This is a genomic window from Bacillus benzoevorans, assembly GCF_014207535.1.
Taxonomy (GTDB): domain Bacteria; phylum Bacillota; class Bacilli; order Bacillales; family Cytobacillaceae; genus Bacillus_BD; species Bacillus_BD benzoevorans.
Map to the genome: position 1 here is coordinate 16,755 of NZ_JACHGK010000025.1, position 20,687 is coordinate 37,441.

Below are 20,687 nucleotides of genomic sequence, written 5' to 3' on the forward strand. Positions count from 1 at the left end.
AGTGACAAGCACCTTTTATTTATATTCGCATTAATGCGCCATTTGGCTCTGGTAAATCTTCTTTCCTGATTCGATTCATTCTGCAAAAATGTTCAAAAAAGTTCTGTGCTAGTTCTCGTTCATGTGTGTCGCTTTTCAAAGAAACCATATCGAGTAAAATTTGAGTCATCCATACATTATCAAAATAACGGAATTTACCTGTATTCCAAGTCATACTACGAGGGGATTTTTCATTTAAATAGTATTTCCAAAAGGGCATGCCGGCAGATTGCTGTTCTGTGAGTTGTAGTCTGTATTCCGAATGAGCAGGAATATATCCATCTTCACAAAACTTACCGATAAACTTTTCATTCGCCATAAAAGCACCTAAGATACGTCTGTCTTTTTCAGGCATACTGGATTCTCTTGCTGTTAAAAGGACAACACTATTTTGATAGATGCGGCTAGGTATTTTTGGCGTTCCTTTGTTATTACCGCTTTTTATTGCGCCTGTAAACACTTTCCACTCTGTGAAAATCTGGCTAAGTTCTTCGGCGTCACACCAAAAAGCCATTTGTGATTCGGGATGAAGTTTATGATTCTTCATGAGTTTTTCATGTTCCGAGCGAAGTTGCTGTTCCTTACGCTGTAGTCTTTTTTCTTCTTCTTTTTCCTGTTCTTCCTTCTCCCGTTCGATTTTCCTTTTTTGTAAAACCTTTTCAAGTGAATCGGCAGAACTTTTATCATGCAGCTCTAGGTGATTTCCAAATGCATCGGGAAAAACAAACTTTTTATTTTCCGTTGCGAAATGTATTTCTATGATGGATCCATTATGTTTCACAACACTTCCTTTGCCGAAACGCTTGTGTGTTACTTCCTTATTGATTAGATTCATTATTTTTATCCTCCCTGTAATACAGAACTTTATTCACTCAATTAGAGTCACTTGTGAGTCCCATTCAACTACCGTGTATTTCGAGATAGCTCTCTTATTGTTGAAGCCGAAGTTTCTGCAGTGCCTTTTCTCCTATCTGGTTGATGCCCTTCACAGGTGACTTTCAATACTTTAACTACCAGTTCCATTACAACTTTCCTTTTTCCTAAGTTCCTTCGATTTGATGAAGAAGGGATATAAAAAAAAACGTACCCAAATTCTATCTACAAAAAGATTACATGAGAATTTGAAATACGATTTTAAAAAATATTGTAATTTTATTGTAACATATTTTCAAGGATATCACAAATTTGGTATTGACAGTATAATTTTTTATGGTGTAAAATAAAATTTTATTTTCCTTTCTGATGGATTATGGGGATATATAGATGGAAAAATGTATATGTCACCGTCTCCTTCGACAAAGCATCAACGTATATCCATGAGATTGTCATCCCAACTATTTAACATGAATGATAGATGAAAGGTATTCAGCAATCTACGAAGCGGGGTGAATCATTTTTGAAGAAAAATAGAATATTCCTCAAATCTAAAAAGGGTCAAATAACAGTACTAATTATTTTTATCATGTTTAGTTTTCTGGGATATCGGTTTTGGGCTGCTGCTTCTAAGAACTCTGAACAGAGACAAATTGCTGACATTGTCAAAGAGCGAGACGAGCAAGGGAGAGTTACAGATGGTGAAGGTACAACGGAAAGATTATTCCCATTAGATATGAGCGAAATAGAAATTCAATATGCGATTCATCATATGAGCCACCAAAAGGTCAAAGCTGATAAGAAATGGGGGCAACTACAAATAACACCGGAAAGAATCGATCGTCTAATCAAAGTGGTGCAAGTCAATGAACAAGAATATGATTATCCGAGTTTATATATAAATATATTAAATCGATGGAAGGAAAACGATTTTTCTTCAGCAGTATCCGATCATAATAAATTATGGGAAATACAAGGTGGGAACATAGGGGAGGCTAAGCGTTTGTTATCTCCAAAAGAAGAAAAGAAATATATTGAAGAGTATTTTGAATAACGTGCCAATAGGCGCCAGTCGCTCGTCGATTTCAACAAGTGACTAGCGCCTTTTTAATCGATTTATATCCTCACCTTTATTTTTTTACTTAACAACGTTTTTGCTAGAGGGGAAGTAAGGGATGTCGCAACAATCGCAACAAGGAACAAAATAGGATAATCCGAATGAGGAATTAATTTGCTGCTTAAACCAGTATTGGGGAATACTGGGATCATTAATCCTTGTGCATTCATCAAAGCCCGATAGCACTAAATTTAATGTTCATTTGTCCCCGCTAAATATTTAGCGTAGAGAATCGTATTTTTGGCTACATCTAATTCAACATTGAATATATTAGGCGGACCGGGCCTCCAATTTACCTCAAATAGCCATAGTTTTTGATTTTCATCAATTCCAACATCAACCCCTAATTCATCCAATTCGCTGTCATATAAAGAATCAAAATGATTTGCAAAACTTAACGCAAACTGTTCCAGATACCTTTTCATATCATACCAAGAGTTACCAAACTCTGTTTTTAAAAATACATCGAGGTAAGTACTATAACCGCCACTACCCATATTAGATGTTATGGTCCCCAACCGCCCAATCCTTGGATATATAGAAGTAATAACCCATTTTCCTTCTCCATTTTTTTGTACATGCAATCGGAAATCAAAAACATGTCCAGAATTTGTTTGACTTGAAATAAACTGTTGAATTAGGTAATCTTGTTCTAGTATTTTCTGAGATATCAAGGTTAACAATTGTTTTTTATTAATAGATGATACTGATCCCGAATCATTAACTTTGTAAAGATTTGGCCCGCAATTTTCAATATAAACAACGCTCCCGCCTTGATGTCCAGTTAATGGTTTGATAATAACTTTTTTATAACGTTTGATCATGTCGTAAAAAATCTGTTCATTAGTTAAATTAGAAAAAGGAATAAGGTATTGCTTAAATTCTTTGGCCTTTTCAATTTTGTTATATACACTTAATTTGTTCCCGATAGAATGACTTGTAAACGGAATCCTATCAAACAGATAATCAACGATGCGTTCGGCCTTATCACTTACTGGATAACTTGCATTATAGATGACATCAGGAAAGGGAAATTCCTTTTCAATCCACTGGCCATTTTCATAGGCTTTTCCTAAAATTATTTGCTGTTTTATCATTACCTTCCCTGGGGTAAAGTAAAAAAAGTTTACTCCTTCCGCTTTGGCTACAGCGGCATAAGCGTATGACTTCCTTACATTATTCGGATCTGCACGATGATGAAGCATGCCAATTAGCGTCATGATCCTTTTTCCTCCACTCTTTAAAATATTTATCAAAAATAATAAGAACGTTTTTGCTTAGAATATAAAAGTCATGATTTTTCATTCCGTATTTACAATTGGAGCAAGATGGAAACGTATTTCGCTAGCTGCTTTCTCGGCAATTCTTATTGCTTCCTCTTTTTCATCGGAGGATGCTAAAACGTATCCGTATCGATCCCCCATTGATAAAGGCGGACGTAAGATCTGTCCCTGTCGGGGTTTGATATACACTTCTTCGACACCGGGATATTTAGAGCTCCGATTTTTCCCTGTGACCTTAATTAATACTCCTTTTGAATCCACGGTTAAATAATGTGCATATACAAACTTACTGTGTTTTCTAGTAAGACAAGGCTCATTTCCTAACATTAATTGAATGGTTTCCTCTACTAAATTAGTTCCATATCCGACTTCAATGATTCGATTCATCGCACCGCCCGAAATCCTTGGGTTGATTTCAACTAATTTCCACACACCATTTACTAGGCGCATTTCTAAGTGACAGGCGCCATTTTTTAGTTGAAAAACTTCTAAGATGGAAGTTACTGTCTCAAGGATACTATCGTATAAACTTTTTTCGGGATCACGCAGTAAACAGTATCCTGTTACAATAAACCGTTGAAAAAACGTAATCTGTTGTTCGATAATTGCGATTATATGAACTTTTCCATTGTGTACTAATACTTCAATTAAATATTGGGGGCCAGTTAGATACTCCTCCAGCAAAATCTGTTCATGATGGTTTAGTAATTTTTGTATTGCCAGCTTCAACTGATTCTCGTCATTCGCCAACAGAACATCCTTTGAACCGGCAGATGTGGGAGCCTTAACAATAAGAGGTAAATAGCCCTTGTGTTTATTAATAAAATTTTCTAAGGAACGATCTGGAGTATAAACGGCATAATGAGGAGAAGTTGGGAGGTCTATGAGAAGGTCGCGGCTTAATATTTTATTTTCCATGATAAAAATTGGATCACTTGAAACAACACCTGGACAAAATTCTTCTGATAAGGTTGCAGCTAAATACACGTAAGAATGTACAAAGCTCAATACGCACCCTATTTGTTTACCTTGTTTTTGCAAAGTTATAATGGTTTCTTTTAATTTATCGTAGTGAAATAATTCAACTAGAATCATTTGATGGACATCTGGGAATTCTGTTCTTTGATCAATGAACTTTTTTTTATTGGTTAATAATACCGTAAAATAGCCGAGTCGTTCTGCAGCTTTAATTGCCTCTCTACTAGATCCTGATTTATTTGTTTCAATGAATACAATGGTTCGCATAAGCTTTGTTATCCTTTCTTTGATGGTTTGATGAAGGACTTAGAATGAACACTTTTGTTGAGTTAAAAAAACAGACAACTTATATTTCTAATATATTTTCTTAAGACACGAATTGCTTAGACAATTGTCATAATACTTAAGATATGTAAATTAGAAATATGGAAAATATGCAGAAAAGGATTACATGGATCCAGTAATCATGTTGGCAAAGAAAGAGGGCTCTTTTAAAAAAACAGAGCCCCTTTTCTTCGTTACGGACTTATGGGAGGTGATGACCAGATTTAGGAAGTACTTGTTGAGCACCAATAATTTTGAATTGTTGAACTTGTAATACTTTTACCGTAAGGTCCAAAACGATTTTTTCCCGCAACTTGCTAAAGGTTCCCTTGGGAGGTGTCATAGTCGGTGAAAAGTCAAGTTCAAAGAAATTCGCACTGATTAACTCACCATAAGGCTGTTCATTGTATTTGACGAGATTTTGAAAGAAAGCTTTATCCAAGCGAGCATCTAACATCGTTCGATCATTTAGAAAATTAGCCTCGGCGCTTTCAGACAAACCTATAATGGGGAATTGAATAAATCCGTTATTGTACTCACATAAGTCACCATTCAGGTCTGCAAAGCCAGTAAACGGAATATCTACAATTCGATCTTGAAGGGTTCCTTTACATTCATGCGTAGCATATTCTATATTTTTACGAATATGCCCTGCTACAAATAATTTGGCCTTTATCACGTAAAAAAAGTCAGTATTGTCAATACGTGTAAATGCAATTGGGACAAGTTCAACCTGATTTAGAAATACATTTTTTTTCACTCTTTTAATTTCTGTTGCGGCTGGATGAAGTTTAATATCTGCCTCTAATACAATTTGAAGTGTTGGCTCTGCCAATACAACCGGAACCTTAATTGTTGGGGTTCTAGTGTGCTTAACTGTGTTAGTGGTTATACCCGTTAATGGCATTTGTTGCTTTGTTTCGATTGGACATGGACCTCCGTGGGCCGGTGGGTGTTCTGGCTTGGGATGATGCACGGAAAGATGTTGATGCTCTGGATGATGTTCTGATTCACAACTTCCCATAAAAAAACCCCCATTTCTTTTTTATATTTAGAATACATACTTCTTTTTACATTGTTAATGTATTCCGCGTTTATCATAAAGAATAGGCTGCTATAATAGGACTTTTACCCAAAATGGGAAAATGGAAAAAGTTTTCCCCCCTTGGTTAAGCACGGTATTCGTGCACATTAATGAGTAAAAAGCATACATAATTAAAACGGGATTTTGTAATTTAGGAGTTGAATAATCAATGCAAACTCCATGGATCAATAGAAGGAAAATGGAGGAAATCATTTCTAAGCAAATGAATAAAAAGATGAGATTTCCGATAAAGCGGATTGTATGGGAATGCATGGGCGAAGTGGAAGAGGCTGTTATTGAAGAAAAACATTATAACCATACCGGTGAACAGACGGCAGATGATAAAGAACTGACTCCTTCTCCTGGTAAGAACGTACAAACAGATATAAAAGAGGATCCCTCTGCACTCCAACAAAATAAGGTGATAGTGGAAGTATCCCCTACTTTAGAGAGAAATGGTCAGTCAATTATGCCACTTTCAGAAGAATGTAAGCAAGAACAGCCCTTTTATGTTGAATCCATTGCTGGAAATGAAACGGATCAACAAATACATGATTCGGATGACAAAGTAAAAACACGCCAAGGCTCTGCAAAGAAGTTTAATGATCCTAACGAGGAACCACGGTTCTTCCCTAAAGAAACTTGTTACGGCCATGATTTGGAAACAAATAAAACCGATATGTTCTCTCATTTATTGAATGTAAGAATTCCAGTTATTCTTGGAAAATATAATATTGAAATTTGTTTAGAAGATGAAGAAATTTTTGAGGAAAAGGTAAAAGAAATACGAGAAATTTCAAATAAAGTTGAACTGAAAAATTGTAAATTTATACCCTCCCTATTTTCTCCTGTATTAGAAAACGGTTCTTACAAGGCCTTAAATGGAAATATAAAGCTTGAAGGGACCATTACACAAGATATTAAGTATGTTTTTGAAAAGCGGCAAACTTCAAATTATGTGTTAAATCCATCAGCCTCAAATCCAATGAAAAAAAAGAATTCAATGTACTTACGAAAACTTAATTTCGGCAGATATAGTCATGTGCCTCAGCCTTACCCTGCCAAAAACTCCAATCCAGCTTTTGAATTAGACGCAAATCATGGTCAGTATTCCGAACGGTTGCTAAATTCCATAAGTAAAACCATTCCCTTTACCAGTATCGTGAAAGTTGACAATTTCCTGCACCCGCCACTTGTTGGCTCCGTCGAAGGTAAATCCTTCGTGTTTCCTAACGATCTTGACCAACAAGGGTCGAAAACTAAAACCATTCAATATAGTACGACAACCTATTATCCCGAAGATACACATGGGAAATTAATTTATTCCAGGATCCATAATAATATTAATATTCTCAATTCCGAAGAAAAATATAAAACCCCTAGAATTAAACTAAAACAATTTATCGTACTGGAATTATCGATTCATTTACTTCAAGAGCAATCTGTTCAAGTTCAATCACTTTAAAATGGATTCAATCAATTGCCCTCCTACTGGTGAACTTACTCTTCATTAGTAGGTTTTTTAATATTTGTCATGAATACTTCTAAATATAGTTAAAAAAGAGGTTGTTTCACCACTCTCAATGCCTATGCTTGTTTACATTATTTAGAATAAGATACAGTGTAACAAATTTAAGATACAATAATGGAAAGGATGATTTATTCATGTGTGGTAACAAAAGGGCTCAAAATCAGCCCAATCAGCAGCCAGTGGTTTGTCCAGTTCCTTCACAACAACAGGAGTTTCTTATCGATTCTCCCGTAGGTCGTGTTGAGGTCCCTGCTACAGCAACGATTAAGGTTCCAGTCGTCGTAGCCGAGAGAACTTTGCAAATTGTAGTTGAGGCAAATGTTCCTCTTAACCCTGCAGCTACAGAGATTAAAAGAGTTCATAAAAATGTGGAACTCAATCAAGTGAAACTCGTACCTGTTTCCTTTGCACCTATTCCAGGTACCGACTTTTTTAATGTAACGAGAGCAAAATTATTTGTTGCCGGGACCATTCGTAAAAATATTGAGTATGCTTCAGCTTCTTGTAATGCACCACTAGTTGATAGAATAGCCCATATCCCTTTTTCAGGCTTTGCAGAACTAACTGCAGGAGACTTTATTACACCTCCGATTCTTGCTGCTACTACTGATGCTGCAGCGCAATTTTTAAGTGATAAAAATGATCTGTCTACAAGACTCGATAAATTTTTCTTCCAAAATTTGGTCAACTTTAATGAACAGCCTTTTGGTGAGTTAGTCAGTGCGAATTTCTTTGAACTCGATTTTTCACCAACCCCAGTAAGACAGGGAGCTGCATTTAACGTTTTACGTGAAAAGATCGTACTTGATCTGGCTCTTAAAGTATTACAAGTTCAACAATTTGAAGTAACAGGAAACCGTGTAATCCCAGCTGCAGCAAGCGGACTTCTTGGACAAGGCTAATAATTTATTATAGGATTTCACAGCACCCGAGGTCCGTTCTTGACCACTAATAACCGTAAAATGTAAAGTTTTTGTTTAGAGAAGCTCTTTCATCACAAGCTGATGAAGGAGCTTCTCTTTTATGTGTGTCATTTCTGCTATTTTATCTTTCTTAAGCCCTTCCCTTCAAGGACCTCTTGAATTCCTTCTTCACAAACCCCATAAGATCGCCAGGAGCAATTTTTACACACGGTTTGAATATCTGAGGGGATAACATTCTTTTTGATGTGCGTTTCAATTTCCTCCCACTTCAGAAATTGCCCGATTTTGAGTCCTAATTTCTCTAAAATAGCGGCATCCATCTCATAAATACTGTTATCTTGACAGTGGTATTCGCCAGAGTTGGGGTATTTCTCGCACAGCTGATCAGGTCCGCTTACCAGTTGAATCCATTGTTTAGGATTGTCTCTCAAGCTTTGATGCAAAAGTGTCATATTTTCAGCGAATTCTTGAGAATAGCCCATACCCCGATAGCCTAGCAGGCAAAAAATATGATGACCTCGCAGCCTAAACATAACATTCCCCCAATTATACATAATGACTATTGTTAACTAAATTAAATGATGGGTTAACTCATTTATTATAACACGCCAGTCCTCGCTTATTACAGCAAAATATGGAAGGTCAAACCAATTTGATTGTAATGTGAATAACAATAAAACAAGTGAAGGAAAAGTTTTATCCTTCACTTGTTAAAAATTTGATTAGCGTTTCTTGCGATGATTATTTTTTCGTTGCTCACACTATTTTTATCGGTACATAGTTCATTTTTTCATTACCTTGCATATATATTTATAGTGGGTAAAAAAGTATTTCTTTGTGTTTAGGAAGTTATTTACACAAAAGTTTTGTTGAAGGGGCGATCATGGTTGCCTCTTTTTTTGCGTTCGCTGTTTACCATTTTATTTCTCCTTTTCATTGAAATGCTGTTACAGGATTATCAGAAAGTAATCATCTAGATGTCTGTAATATGAATATGGAGGGAAATGTATTTTGGGGAATAAATCTTGATTGGTATGTGTCTTTAGGCGAAAACCATTTGTACCCAGTAGAATAATAGTAGCAAAGTAACAATGGTGGATATGGGAATGACAATTAAGGAGACGCTTAAATAATCCTTCCATTGAACGTGAATCTTATGCTGCTTTAGGATAAACATCCAGATAAGGGACGCCAGTGTTCCGATTGGCAGCAATAACGAACCAATGTCGCTTCCGATAATATTGGCAAGATAGATCGTTTTTAATGCGACGGGATCCAAGCCCATTTCTGTAAGAGTGATCGTTCCAATCATCAAGGCTGGATGATTATTAAAGAAGTTTGACAGGAAGGAAACCAATCCTCCCATGATAAAGCTGGCATTAAAGAGGCTTCCGCTGACAATCGGTTCACAGAACGCAACAAGCATTTCAGTTAACCCGAGATTATGCAGACCGTATATGATGACATACATCGAAAAGGCAAAGATGAGAATGTGCCAAGGAGTCTTTTTCAAGATGTCAACCGGGTTCGTACGCAGGTGGTACCAACGCCAGATGAGTAAGGTAACAGAACCCAGCACGGCAACAATGTAAATGGGGATAGAAAGAAACGAGGCGACAAACAACAGGCAGCGCATGAGAAAGACAAACAGCAATATTTTCATCATAAATTTTGTGCGCTTCTGCTTTGTTTCTAACGACATTTTCGTTTCCTTTAATGGGTGGAAATTTTTTGTAAAAAAGACTTCCTCGATATCGTAAGCAGAATCGGGTAATCTCTTCGGCAGCTTCTTTTTTACTACAATAAACATGAGCCATGACATGAACACTAATCCAATGGTTGCGGGTACGAACATCATGGTAGTATGCATATACAGTGTCATGTCAATAATTTCCAATGCGATTAAATTGACAATATTACTGACACCGATTGGGGCACTGGATGCCGTAGCGATGAGGGCACCGCTCAATAAATATGGGATTTGCTGATAGGGTTTTAACTGCAGATTTTTCAAAAGTAATATGAGAATTGGTGTTGTGATTAAGATACTCCCATCATTATTGAATAATAGGGTCATAAGGAAACACAGCAGTTGAACGTACCAGTAAAGGTGATATCCTGAACCTTTCGCTAAGGCTGCCAGCTTGGCAGCGGCCCAGTGGAAGAAGCCAAAGCTTTCTAATATGACCGCCATGACGATGGTGGCCATAATCGTTATGGAAGCACCTCCAATCTTATCGATAATATCAGCAATATCGGCTCGGGATACAGTCCCTGTCAGAAAGATGATTCCTGCGCCAATGGCTGCCGGATAGGCCTCATTAATCCCCCTCGGCCGCCAAAAGATCACAAGTATGGTGGCGATAAAGACAAAAATGGTGAAGCTAAACTGAATAGTCATACTTCTTCTCCTTCCCTTTTTCACGGAAGCAGGGCATATCTCCATGCATGTCCGGTTAATGATATGTATATTCGTTTTCCTGGAGAAGGAGATAGTTGATAGTCTCAATTTGACTAATATGTATGATTGTTTACTAGAGATAGATGTCCTCTAGCAGTAATTAACCTAACTTACGCACAAGTCAATGGTTTATACGTGTAAGGCTATCCGTCGTTAAGTTTGATTGATATAATTACGAATATTCTCAAGTTTAATTTCACCTAAAAGTATCATACAATCTTGCTAAATAGTTACGAAGAGAAAATACAGATTCAACGTTCTTCGCAACGCATATCTTCATCCAATTTATTTTGAGAAAAGGGGGCTTAAAAGGCAATGATTACAAAAAAAATTCGCATTCAATTTGTTGATACAGATGCGTCAGGAAGAATCCATTACAGTGCCATTTTCCGTTATTTTGAAATTATGGATCATGATTTCTTTAGACGTATCGGATATTCGTATAAAAAGATTATTACATTAGGTTTAGATATACCGCGTGTGCATGTGGAGTGCAATTATCTGGGAAATATTGAATATGATGACGAACTGGAGGTACGAGTCTCCATATCTAAAATCGGAAATTCTTCCTATACTCTATCTTTTGGCTTTTACAAAGAGGATGTACTTGTGGCTAAAGGAAGTTTGACAAATGTGTTTGTCGACCGTGAATCCGGTAAATCAGTAAAGATACCAGAGTTTATCAAAACAGAATTAGCGAAACATCTTGAGCCTGTTTCGATTTAATGAAATTGGGATAAAGAAGTATTGGAGGCTGTCCTGAATCAACAGGGCAGTCTCGTTTTTTATTTAGAAATGATAAAAAACTGCTGCGGCTTTTTACTTTGTCCTAGAAAATAACATTGACAATATGGTAATAGGTTCATATGATAAAAAATAAAATGTTGAGTAAGGGCAAAAAATAAGCGGGGAGGAAAGAGGAATGGCTTTGTCCAAAATTATAAAATTATTTGAGGGGAATAAGGGTGATTTTATTCGCATTACCCATTTGGAAATAGACGGTATTATGAGAAGGAGACTGCTCGATTTAGGCTTTGTGCCCGGCGCAATTGTTGAGGTCATTAGAAAAAGTCCTTTAGGTGATCCTATTGCATTCCGGGTAAGCCAAACCTCCATTGCATTAAGAAAGGAAGAAAGTTTAAGAATCCAAGGGGAGCTGATTTAGTTATGAATGAGTCCTTCCGTATTGCTCTTGCAGGCAATCCTAATACAGGGAAAAGCACTCTGTTTAACTTGTTAACTGGATTAAAACAGCATACTGGAAATTGGGCCGGGAAAACGGTGGATTTGAAAACGGGCACTTTTTCTTTCAAAAATAACACATATGAAATGATTGATTTACCGGGGACCTATTCTTTATTTTCCAATTCATTCGATGAAAAGATTGCCCGTGATTACATTATTTTCGAAAAGCCTGATGTTACATTGGTTATTCTGGATGCTACGGCACTTGAGAGAAATATGAATTTAGCTTTGCAGGTGATGGAAATGACCAATCGTGTCATCATCTGCATTAACTTAATAGATGAGGCGGAGAAATTAGGCATAAAAATCAATGAAAAACGATTGATGAGACGCTTAGGTGTTCCTGTCATTAAAATATCAGCCAGGAATAAATCCGGAATTTCCATGCTGCTTGATACGATTGACCGTATCGTATCTGGGGCAGTTCAATGTACTCCGCATCAAATGGTTTACGATGAAGAAACAGAGCGGAAAATCGAATTATTATTACCAAAGGTGCAAAAAATTGCGGGTGAAAAATTTCCGGCAAGATGGTTATCGCTGCGGCTGTTAGATGGGGATCGAGAACTTTTACAGCAAATTGAGCAGAAAATCATGCATATGGAGGTGTAATGGGATGGATATTGCCGCAGATCAAAAACAGAATGAAATACAAGAATTGTTATTGCAGGCGGAACATCTTTCTACTCCAGTTGTCCGCGATAAAATTGTCGAACAACTTTATAAAAAAAGCAATGAATTCATTAAAGAAAGCGTGAACTTTACAAAAACAAAGCATGATCAAAGAACGGATCGATTAGATGCGATTTTTACATCTCCCATTTGGGGCTTTCCGATTATGCTTATCATGCTGGGGATTATCTTTTATTTAACGATTGCAGGTGCAAACGTACCTTCTGCGATGATAGCCAGTTTCTTTGGCTGGATTGAGGGGTATTTGACCTTAGCCTTTACCGCGTTAAATGCTCCTGATTGGCTTCATGGTGTTCTTGTTTTAGGATTGTATCGGGGAACATGCTGGGTGATTAGTGTAATGCTCCCGCCGATGGCTATCTTTTTCCCTGCTTTCGCCCTGCTTGAGAACTATGGCTATTTGCCGCGTGTGGCATTTAATATGGATCGCTTATTTAAAACAGTAGGGGCGCACGGAAAGCAATCATTGACGATGGCCATGGGATTTGGCTGTAATGCAGCAGCAGTGATGTCCTCCAGAATTATTGAATCTCCCCGTGAGCGAATGCTGGCTATTCTGACCAATAATTTTGTTCCTTGTAATGGCCGGTGGGGAACTCTGATTGTTTTGGCATCCCTATTTATGGCCGCCGGCTTTACAGGCGGGATGCAATCTTTAGTGACAACATCGGTCATTGTTGGCATCGTATTGTTCGGGATAATCGTTACGTTTCTCGTTTCATGGGTACTTTCTAAAACGGCTTTAAGGGGTGTGCCAACGCATTATACTTTAGAACTGCCGCCTTATCGAAAACCTAAATTTTTTGATACGGTCATCCGCTCTTCGTTAACGAAATCTTTATCTGTTCTGAAGCGGGCGGTAAAGGTTGCGGCCCCAGCCGGAATCCTAACGTGGGTTTTAGCTAATATTCAGTTAGGGGACACTAGTATTCTATTGCATATCGTATACTTCTTAGATCCGTTAGGGCAGGCAATTGGTTTAGATGGTTATATCTTAATGGCTTTTTTAATCGGACTGCCGGCCAATGAAATTGTCCTCCCGATTCTGTTGATGGGGTATTTATCAACCGGGGCATTAATAGATGTAGAGGGGATTGAGGGTTTAAAACAAATACTTCTAAATAACGGCTGGACTTGGTTAACAGCTCTTAATATGATGCTATTTTCCTTGCTGCATTTTCCATGCGGCACAACACTGGTTAATATTTATAAGGAAACAAAAAGCATAAAATGGACCTTTTGGTCTTTTATGATTCCAACAGGAATTGCTTTCCTCGTCACTTTCTTGACAGCTCAATTGGTTCGATTCATGGGATGGGTGTAATGAATAGGGGTCAGCATTTGCAATAAGCATGCAGCTGACCCCTTTTTCAATGAAAATATCTTTAAATGCATATTTGCACTAAGTATTGGCAACTTATATCTTTGGAAAGTAATGACGTCAGTGATAAATATCATAAAGGTTTTCGTGCTTTTTAGAATACAATATATTTGGTGCGAATTCTTTGGAGGTGTAAATTCTGTATGTATCGGTTGCAAATTGTTGATACTGAAAGTAAAACAATAATTGTGGAGCACGAATTTTATAATGCAGAAATTATTTCATTCTTTATTGAAAACTGTGAGAATCCTGAAGGCTCCTATTATAGCATGATAAATGAAGACAACAGATATTTAAGCTGTGAATACGTTAATCATGTGGTCATGACTTGCGGCGAAGACACATTTTATCGGGTTTATTTTAAAACAGAATTGAATAATGTATACGCTTAAACGAATGACTAACAGGGTCATTCTTTTTTTATGCTTTTACAGGATAGGAGAATAACAAAAAAGACTATTCATGGGTCCAAGTGACAAATGAAAAGTCTTTTATTTTAGTTTGTTCATGATGTGTGATATGATGAGAAATAACAGATATATGCAAAAAATCAGATAATAAGAGGAAGTCGAACAAATGAGGAATTCGGAAAAGTTATTACAAATTCCGATGCTGGAAAAGGTAGCGGAAGATATTTATAAACTGTCGGTCCATTTTCCTTTTGGAATGCGGCAGGTAAACTGCTATCTATTTAAAGGTGATAACGGCTTTACGGTGGTAGATACAGGAAGCTGCGCAAAGGAATCCATTGCGATATGGGAGCAGGTAATGGATGCCGGGATTAAAGTGGAGAAGCTAATCTTTACCCATACACATCCTGATCATATAGGTCTTGCCGGCTGGTTTCAAAAAACATACGGTACACCTGTTCATATGTCAGGTTTATGCTATAAGGAAGTTCAAAGAGTTCGGAATTTGAAATCAGGTCAATGGATGTGTCACTTTTTTAAACAGCACGGGGGACCTGAAATTTCAGAAGACCTTTTAATGTCAGAGTCAAAATCATATGATTTCGAACCGGATGTTATATTCGAAAATAATGAAAAAATAAAGCTTGGTAATGATAGCTATGAGGTGATCCGGACTCCGGGGCATGCACCCGATCATATTTGTTTTTATCAACCGGAAAGGCAGATATTAGTAGCAGGGGATCATGTATTGGATGAAATATCTCCGATTATAGCAGTTTGGTCTGCTGATGACCTAAATCCGCTGCAGGATTATTTTGATTCATTAGATTTAGTCAGCGGGCTTAAGGTGAAACTTGTGCTTCCAGGGCATGGCGGGTTGATTGAAGATCTTCCGGCACGGGCAGCAGCAATTAAATCAGGACACATACGCCGAATGCAGCAAATCTTTGAGTCGATAAAGGATGAAGCAAAACCCGCAGGACAAATATATCAGGATATTTATGGGGAACTTAGTATATATAAGTTTTTTGCCCCATTAATGACAACCATCTCACGTTTAATTTACCTTGAATCCATCGGTAAAGTGCAGAGTAAAATAAAGAATGGAGAATATTATTACTATTTAATAGATTGAACTTTAAATCCCTGATTCGGAAAGATTTTAAAACAGCCCCGGAAAAAGGGGTTTTTTTTCTGTGCTGGAAAGGATAAAATTTCAGTAGGGAAGAGTTTTGAAACGATGCCGGCTTTTGCTAATCTGTTTGGACTCGCCAATCAATGTAAAATACTATTTTTTTAGCGAATTGTCAAATACTGTTATATTACAGTTTTGTTTTTAATATTAAAAAAAACAGTATGATATACCTAGATATTATTACGGCTAATACTACACATATAGTGAAAATGTAGCCAATTAGAAATAGAGACGGATAAAGCAGGTATGAAAACCGCTTTATACCAATACTTAAGTTATGTAATTCAGTGTATAAGATTGGGTCCAATTAATTAATTTGCAATGTTACAATTTTTTGAACTATTTGTAACCTATTGATTTATTATGCGAATTTTGTCACTATAATGTATGTGTTGTAATATTTTGGATGGGGGGAGGTGAGAGGAGTGAAAAAGGGATTTATTTCTGCACTATTCGTTTCATTGATGATTGCGGCACCTGCTATTGTTCAGGCAGAAGAAAATGAGAAACCACTGCTTCCTGTAGAATGGACGAATGTTCTATCTGAAACCGTGCAAGAATTAGAGTCTCTAGCAGCAGAATCTGATACAGATACTGAGGTACAGGTGGCTGGATTAGCACCTGAAGTATCCATAACGGATCAGGAAAAGAGCAGTGGACTGCTTAGTATCGGCTTAGGTTTGCCTGTTGTTGGAGAGGTTAAAGTTGATTTACTTGCAGGGGGAAAAGTTGAATCAGTTTCGGACAATACAACCTCATCACAAAATAGTTTATTAGGAGTAGAAATTAAGAATTCCGAACTTTTAGGTGATGTGAACCTGGAAGTGCTTAAAACTAACCAACAGGGTGAAGACAATGCTTCATCCGGATTAGTATCTCTTGATGTAGATAGTGCCCTTTTAGGTCAAACACACGTTGGAGTTCTCGAGGGAAACAAGAGCGGAGCATCTGATAAAGCTAATATTTCCACTAGCCTTTTAGTTGTTGAATCGAAAGACTCAATGCTTGGAAACAAACGTGTCGGGGTAGGGGAATACAGCAAAAAGAGTGGTCTACAAAGGGTTAAGCTGGCGAATTTTAGCGATGATCCTATCTCTAATGTAATTTCTGGTACTAATAATCATTTTGCTGAACAGGTGAATCCTGCATCGCCATCTGGACAAGGCATTAATTCTTCTATTGAAAAAAATGGCAGCGATCAATCAGCAGTTGGCAGTAAGGATAGCAAAGAACTTTCGTTAAGTGAGAATGTCCTGGCCATTGCAAATTTGGCTGATGCCGGCAATAGTACGGTCTTGAATCAACAAAAAGAAAACGAGTTAGATAAATATAAAGAGATAATAAATCAAGTAAATGAATCGGATTCAAATACTATTAAACTAGTATCTTCAGCAGGTTCCGTTGCTCAAAGCAGCGTATCTACTGGAGGAAGTACCGGGAATGCCGGTACTGCTAATTCAAGTGGTGTTACAGGTTTAGCCGGATATTTGGCAGTCGATTATCTTAAAGAAATAGAGACATGCAGCCAAGTAATCAATAGATCTGATGAATTTTCCGATCAATGGCAAACATCACCACCAGGCGATCCACCGAAAGCTGCCTTCTTCTTAATAGCATAAAAAAATAATTTTAAGAAGAAGGAGAAATAAACATGAAAAAAAGCATTGTTCAATCGTTAAAAGGTATTGTATTCACTGGAGCAGTAACCGCTGGATTATTATTGGCAGGAACAGGTGCATCTGCAGCTGAACCAACAGGACCGGTTACACAAGTAGGCGGAGCAGCAATTGGAGCAGTTTCAAGTTTAAATGACGCTGTAAATGGAGTTGTAGTAGGTGCAGCACCAGTAGTTCAAGGTGTTCCTGTAGTTGGTGGAACAGCAGTAGCTGCAGCAACACAAGTTGTAGGCGCTAAAGATACTGCAATTGGTACAGTAGCAGCAGCGGCTGTACAAGTAGCAGGAGTAGCTGATGGAGTAGTTGGAACAGCACTTGGAACAGTCGGTGGAGTTACGGGGGCAGCAGGATTAGCAGCACCAGTTCTTGACACAGTTACAGGTGTAGCAGGAACTGTAACGAAAGCAGATGCTGCAACAGCGGCTTCAGCAGCAGATACCATTATTCCTGACAAACCAGTTGCAGTTACAGGAGATGTGCAATTTGATGGCAGCGTTAAAAAGTATGAAAAATCTGCTTTGTTAAACGTTAACCTTCAAAGTGATCTTTTAAAACCAATTACTGGCGATGTTGATGTAGACGTACTTGGTGATACAAAAGTTGAAACAACTAAAGGTACTATGAACACTAAAGGGTTAGTTCAAGCTGACTTAACTGATTCTCAATTACTTGGCGATACACATGCAGGTGTTCTTGAAACGAAAGAAGTTAAAACAAAAGACTACACTCAAACTTACCAAGGTGTAGTAAATGTTGATATCAACGGTTCTATCGTTGGTGACGCACATGCAGGCGTACTTGAAAAGGAATCAATTGAGACTAAAGATTACACTTGGACTCACGGCGGCGTTGCTGTTGTTGATACAAAAGGTACTCCAATTGTTGGTGATTTACATGCAGGCGTTTTAGAAGATGAAAAGTATGTTCCTAAAAACACTGGTAACACTGGCGGTAATAACAACGGCGGCAACAACGGTGGAAACAACAACGATGGTAACAATAATGGTGGAAACAACGGCAATACTGATGGAAATAACAACGGTGGAAACAATAACGGCGGCAATGGGACTACCAACCCAAAAACTGATAATGGAAGCAAAGACAACGGAACTAAGTTATCTGATAACAAAGTGAACAATTCATTACCGAAAACTGGTTCTGCGTTCGATACTTCTATCCTATTAATTGCTGCAAGTTTAATTATGGTATTAGGATTCGTTTTCAGAAAACTTAATCGTGCGTAATTAATTTTCGGGAAACTTCATATTGCATAATTAATTGGTTATTTTTCACTTTTTTTCATCTGAATCATTGCGTATAAGAAATTTTGGTTGGGAGGGCTCATCACCCTCCTTTTTTTGAAGTGAAGGAGTGATTAAGAACATGAAGAAATTGGGGAATCTCTTTTTAATTATAGGAATAGCAATCTTTCTATTTGTTGCTTATGCGAAGGTGCAGACCTATTTGGAACAAAAGAGAATGATGGAAGAGTATACACAGCTTAATCTCGCGGATAATCCGGATGATGCCTCCACGGAGGTCAAAAAAGGCGAAACCATCGGGATGCTTGAAATTGATAAAATTGGTTTAAAAACAGCCATGGTAGAAGGAGCTGATCAGAACAATATTAAGTTTGCTGTCGGTCATCTTCCATTCAGTGCTTCGTTATATGAATTAGGCAAGGAAAATCATAACTTTGTAATTGTCGGCCATCGTTCTTATACATTTGGAAAGTTTTTCAACCGTTTAGATGAGGTAGAAAATGATGATAAGATTGTTGTCTACGCAAGAAACAAAGTTCTAACCTATCAAGTATTTGATAAAAAAATTGTTCAGCCAACCAATGTAGATGTTGTGAATCCGATAAAAGGAAAATCAGTCGTGACTCTAATTACTTGTTATCCTGAATATTCAGATGCCCAAAGACTTGTTCTGTTTAGTGAATTAGTCGAAGAAAAAACGCTGGATGGCAGTGAATTTGCTGCACTCCTAAAAAACTAACTGAAAAGTCGAGGAGCGAAGAATTTTTTTCAATGGAGAATTGTTTTCCTCCTCTTATACTTTCTTTGTCATATTTTTTTCTTTCTTGTCATATTGACACTTCCAAGCTATCCAACATTCCAAATTACGGAAAATATCCCGCTTCTTCGCAAATTCCATGTAGTAAAGGATGCCCCCATTTGTCATATTTTTCAAATTAGACAGTCGAAAAGTACGATCTTTTTTAATAAACGTCGAGAATTGTATTGAGAATTTAATAGTCTTGTAATCTAACAGCTGTTTTCTTATGGCATAATTAAACATGAGAAAGGGGTTGTTTTATGCGTTTTATACAGAGAGTAGTTGCTATTTCAATCGCAAGCATGATTATGCTGTCGACTACAATCATGGCAAATGCAGAAACAAGTCAAGCAGCTGGTAGTGAGCTACAACAAAAAGCTGAATTGATTAACCAAAAACAAACTGAAAAAGCGAATGTTACAAAAGAATTGCAAAATCTGCAAAATGAGTTAAAGTCCGTTGAAAATGAAGTAACAAAAAATAAAGATAGTATGGCAGTCGTTGAAAAAGAGATAACAACTATTAAAGCAGAGATAGAAAAGAAGAAAGAAGAAATCGTTGTATTAGAGGATAAGGTTCTTGCCCGAAAAGGCGTTATGGCGGAAAGACTAGTTTCTCTTCAGCGCACGGATAATGCCAGTCTTATTATTGAAATGCTGCTTAATGCGAAAAGTGTAGATGATTTGATTCAACGAGCCACAGCCGTTTCGACACTGATCAGCGCTGATAAAGATTTGCTGCAGCAGCAAAAGGATGATTTAAATAAAATCGAACAAGAGAAGGCAGCGATTGATCAGCAGGAGAAAAAGTTAGATCAACAATATCAAACATTAGCTGCTGCACAAGCAGGTTTAGAACAAAATTTGCAAAAAAGACAGGAAATGGTCGCAGCTGTTCAGGAAAAGTATAATAAAGTTGTAAATGAACTGGCGCTTGCCGAGCAAGAGAAAGCTACTATTCAAGCACAGCTTGCTCAGGCGCAGCAGAGGATTGCACAAGAAAGACAAGAAGCAGAAGCAAGGGTTAATCGAGTGGCACAGCCAACAGCGGTGCAGCCTGCTGTAGTTAATTCAAATGCAGAAAGTGGAAAAGAGCTGTATGTGACAGCAACTGCTTACAGTCATGAAGAGTCCAGTACCGGCATGACTGCCACAGGTCATAATATTAAAGCAAATCCTAATACGAAATTAATTGCTGTGGATCCATCTGTTATTCCGTTAGGGTCAAGAGTATGGGTTGAGGGTTATGGTGAAGCGATCGCCGGGGATACTGGCGGAGCGATTAAAGGACATAAAATCGATGTACTGATGCCGTCTGGTGCTGATGCCAGGGCATGGGGACGTAAAACAGTGAAAGTAGTAATCTTAGACTAAATAAATGATGCCTGACTTCGGGTCTGTTCAATTGGAACAA

At 37.6% G+C, this 20,687-nt stretch carries 19 protein-coding genes; 13 read left to right on the plus strand and 6 right to left on the minus strand.

The features are described from left to right. Positions 1-19: 19 nt before the first annotated feature. Positions 20-874 (minus strand): malate synthase, encoded by an 855-nt coding sequence (locus tag HNR53_RS20965; RefSeq protein WP_184529760.1) that lies wholly within the window; start codon positions 872-874, stop codon positions 20-22. A 561-nt stretch (positions 875-1,435) separates the two neighbouring features. On the opposite strand from HNR53_RS20965, the gene HNR53_RS20970 reads away from it, so the two are divergent. After that, positions 1,436-1,966 carry a DUF6241 domain-containing protein gene (locus HNR53_RS20970; protein ID WP_184529762.1) on the plus strand — a complete coding sequence of 177 codons (531 nt, stop codon included), beginning with the start codon at positions 1,436-1,438 and terminating at the stop codon, positions 1,964-1,966. Between the two features lie 254 nt (positions 1,967-2,220). On the opposite strand, the gene HNR53_RS20975 is transcribed toward HNR53_RS20970, so the two are convergent. The 3 genes from HNR53_RS20975 to HNR53_RS20985 all read right to left on the minus strand — a co-directional run bounded on the left by HNR53_RS20975 (position 2,221) and on the right by HNR53_RS20985 (position 5,521). Next, entirely contained in the window at positions 2,221-3,249 is a 1,029-nt protein-coding gene (locus HNR53_RS20975) for a YheC/YheD family endospore coat-associated protein (RefSeq protein WP_184529764.1), read from the minus strand. 81 nt (positions 3,250-3,330) lie between these two features. Beyond that, the gene (locus HNR53_RS20980) at positions 3,331-4,557 is read right to left on the minus strand and encodes an ATP-grasp domain-containing protein (RefSeq protein WP_184529766.1); all 1,227 of its coding nucleotides are present in this window, start codon (positions 4,555-4,557) and stop codon (positions 3,331-3,333) included. A 259-nt stretch (positions 4,558-4,816) separates the two neighbouring features. Next, entirely contained in the window at positions 4,817-5,521 is a 705-nt protein-coding gene (locus tag HNR53_RS20985) for a CsxC family protein (RefSeq protein ID WP_184529818.1), read from the minus strand. A gap of 448 nt (positions 5,522-5,969) precedes the next feature. On the opposite strand from HNR53_RS20985, the gene HNR53_RS20990 reads away from it, so the two are divergent. Beyond that, positions 5,970-7,163, plus strand: coding sequence for a DUF7852 domain-containing protein (locus tag HNR53_RS20990; protein WP_184529768.1), 1,194 nt, complete (start codon positions 5,970-5,972; stop codon positions 7,161-7,163). Between the two features lie 200 nt (positions 7,164-7,363). Then, positions 7,364-8,131 carry a CsxC family protein gene (locus HNR53_RS20995; protein WP_184529770.1) on the plus strand — a complete coding sequence of 256 codons (768 nt, stop codon included), beginning with the start codon at positions 7,364-7,366 and terminating at the stop codon, positions 8,129-8,131. Between the two features lie 137 nt (positions 8,132-8,268). Here the strand turns inward: HNR53_RS20995 and HNR53_RS21000 are convergent, their stop codons facing one another. Together HNR53_RS21000 and HNR53_RS21005 are read right to left on the minus strand one after the other, a co-directional pair. Continuing rightward, complete coding sequence (locus HNR53_RS21000) at positions 8,269-8,685, minus strand: DUF1284 domain-containing protein (protein ID WP_184529772.1); 417 nt, start codon at positions 8,683-8,685, stop codon at positions 8,269-8,271. Positions 8,686-9,194: 509 nt separating this feature from the next. Then, complete coding sequence (locus HNR53_RS21005; protein ID WP_184529774.1) at positions 9,195-10,553, minus strand: arsenic transporter; 1,359 nt, start codon at positions 10,551-10,553, stop codon at positions 9,195-9,197. Between the two features lie 375 nt (positions 10,554-10,928). Here HNR53_RS21005 and HNR53_RS21010 point away from each other — a divergent pair, with 375 nt between their 5' ends. The 10 genes from HNR53_RS21010 (at position 10,929) to HNR53_RS23540 (ending at position 20,647) form a co-directional block, all read left to right on the plus strand. Then, complete coding sequence (locus HNR53_RS21010; protein ID WP_184529776.1) at positions 10,929-11,339, plus strand: acyl-CoA thioesterase; 411 nt, start codon at positions 10,929-10,931, stop codon at positions 11,337-11,339. Positions 11,340-11,535: 196 nt separating this feature from the next. Further along, positions 11,536-11,778, plus strand: coding sequence for a FeoA family protein (locus HNR53_RS21015; RefSeq protein ID WP_184529778.1), 243 nt, complete (start codon positions 11,536-11,538; stop codon positions 11,776-11,778). A gap of 2 nt (positions 11,779-11,780) precedes the next feature. Next, positions 11,781-12,470, plus strand: coding sequence for a FeoB small GTPase domain-containing protein (locus tag HNR53_RS21020; protein ID WP_184529780.1), 690 nt, complete (start codon positions 11,781-11,783; stop codon positions 12,468-12,470). A 4-nt stretch (positions 12,471-12,474) separates the two neighbouring features. Then, a complete protein-coding gene (locus HNR53_RS21025; RefSeq protein WP_184529783.1) occupies positions 12,475-13,875 on the plus strand; it encodes a nucleoside recognition domain-containing protein in 1,401 nt (466 codons plus the stop codon). A gap of 200 nt (positions 13,876-14,075) precedes the next feature. Next, positions 14,076-14,324, plus strand: coding sequence for a hypothetical protein (locus HNR53_RS21030; protein ID WP_184529785.1), 249 nt, complete (start codon positions 14,076-14,078; stop codon positions 14,322-14,324). Positions 14,325-14,508: 184 nt separating this feature from the next. After that, complete coding sequence (locus tag HNR53_RS21035; RefSeq protein WP_184529787.1) at positions 14,509-15,477, plus strand: MBL fold metallo-hydrolase; 969 nt, start codon at positions 14,509-14,511, stop codon at positions 15,475-15,477. 485 nt (positions 15,478-15,962) lie between these two features. Beyond that, complete coding sequence (locus tag HNR53_RS21040) at positions 15,963-17,156, plus strand: hypothetical protein (RefSeq protein ID WP_184529789.1); 1,194 nt, start codon at positions 15,963-15,965, stop codon at positions 17,154-17,156. Between the two features lie 32 nt (positions 17,157-17,188). Beyond that, positions 17,189-18,457 (plus strand): LPXTG cell wall anchor domain-containing protein, encoded by a 1,269-nt coding sequence (locus tag HNR53_RS21045; protein WP_184529791.1) that lies wholly within the window; start codon positions 17,189-17,191, stop codon positions 18,455-18,457. A gap of 139 nt (positions 18,458-18,596) precedes the next feature. Further along, the gene (locus HNR53_RS21050; protein ID WP_184529793.1) at positions 18,597-19,214 is read left to right on the plus strand and encodes a class D sortase; all 618 of its coding nucleotides are present in this window, start codon (positions 18,597-18,599) and stop codon (positions 19,212-19,214) included. Positions 19,215-19,534: 320 nt separating this feature from the next. After that, positions 19,535-20,647 carry a 3D domain-containing protein gene (locus tag HNR53_RS23540; RefSeq protein ID WP_184529803.1) on the plus strand — a complete coding sequence of 371 codons (1,113 nt, stop codon included), beginning with the start codon at positions 19,535-19,537 and terminating at the stop codon, positions 20,645-20,647. Positions 20,648-20,687 lie beyond the last annotated feature (40 nt).

Bases quoted from the DNA above. Each gene is read 5' to 3' on its own strand.
- HNR53_RS21035 (WP_184529787.1), top strand. From the start codon at position 14,509: ATGAGGAATTCGGAAAAGTTATTACAAATTCCGATGCTGGAAAAGGTA.
- HNR53_RS20995 (WP_184529770.1), top strand. From the start codon at position 7,364: ATGTGTGGTAACAAAAGGGCTCAAAATCAGCCCAATCAGCAGCCAGTG.
- HNR53_RS21025 (WP_184529783.1), top strand. From the start codon at position 12,475: ATGGATATTGCCGCAGATCAAAAACAGAATGAAATACAAGAATTGTTA.
- HNR53_RS21030 (WP_184529785.1), top strand. From the start codon at position 14,076: ATGTATCGGTTGCAAATTGTTGATACTGAAAGTAAAACAATAATTGTG.
- HNR53_RS21005 (WP_184529774.1), bottom strand. From the start codon at position 10,553: ATGACTATTCAGTTTAGCTTCACCATTTTTGTCTTTATCGCCACCATA.
- HNR53_RS21015 (WP_184529778.1), top strand. From the start codon at position 11,536: ATGGCTTTGTCCAAAATTATAAAATTATTTGAGGGGAATAAGGGTGAT.
- HNR53_RS20985 (WP_184529818.1), bottom strand. From the start codon at position 5,521: ATGCCATTAACGGGTATAACCACTAACACAGTTAAGCACACTAGAACC.
- HNR53_RS21020 (WP_184529780.1), top strand. From the start codon at position 11,781: ATGAATGAGTCCTTCCGTATTGCTCTTGCAGGCAATCCTAATACAGGG.
- HNR53_RS20990 (WP_184529768.1), top strand. From the start codon at position 5,970: ATGGGCGAAGTGGAAGAGGCTGTTATTGAAGAAAAACATTATAACCAT.
- HNR53_RS23540 (WP_184529803.1), top strand. From the start codon at position 19,535: ATGCGTTTTATACAGAGAGTAGTTGCTATTTCAATCGCAAGCATGATT.
- HNR53_RS20975 (WP_184529764.1), bottom strand. From the start codon at position 3,249: ATGACGCTAATTGGCATGCTTCATCATCGTGCAGATCCGAATAATGTA.
- HNR53_RS21045 (WP_184529791.1), top strand. From the start codon at position 17,189: ATGAAAAAAAGCATTGTTCAATCGTTAAAAGGTATTGTATTCACTGGA.
- HNR53_RS20980 (WP_184529766.1), bottom strand. From the start codon at position 4,557: ATGCGAACCATTGTATTCATTGAAACAAATAAATCAGGATCTAGTAGA.
- HNR53_RS20965 (WP_184529760.1), bottom strand. From the start codon at position 874: ATGAATCTAATCAATAAGGAAGTAACACACAAGCGTTTCGGCAAAGGA.
- HNR53_RS21000 (WP_184529772.1), bottom strand. From the start codon at position 8,685: ATGTTTAGGCTGCGAGGTCATCATATTTTTTGCCTGCTAGGCTATCGG.
- HNR53_RS21050 (WP_184529793.1), top strand. From the start codon at position 18,597: ATGAAGAAATTGGGGAATCTCTTTTTAATTATAGGAATAGCAATCTTT.
- HNR53_RS21010 (WP_184529776.1), top strand. From the start codon at position 10,929: ATGATTACAAAAAAAATTCGCATTCAATTTGTTGATACAGATGCGTCA.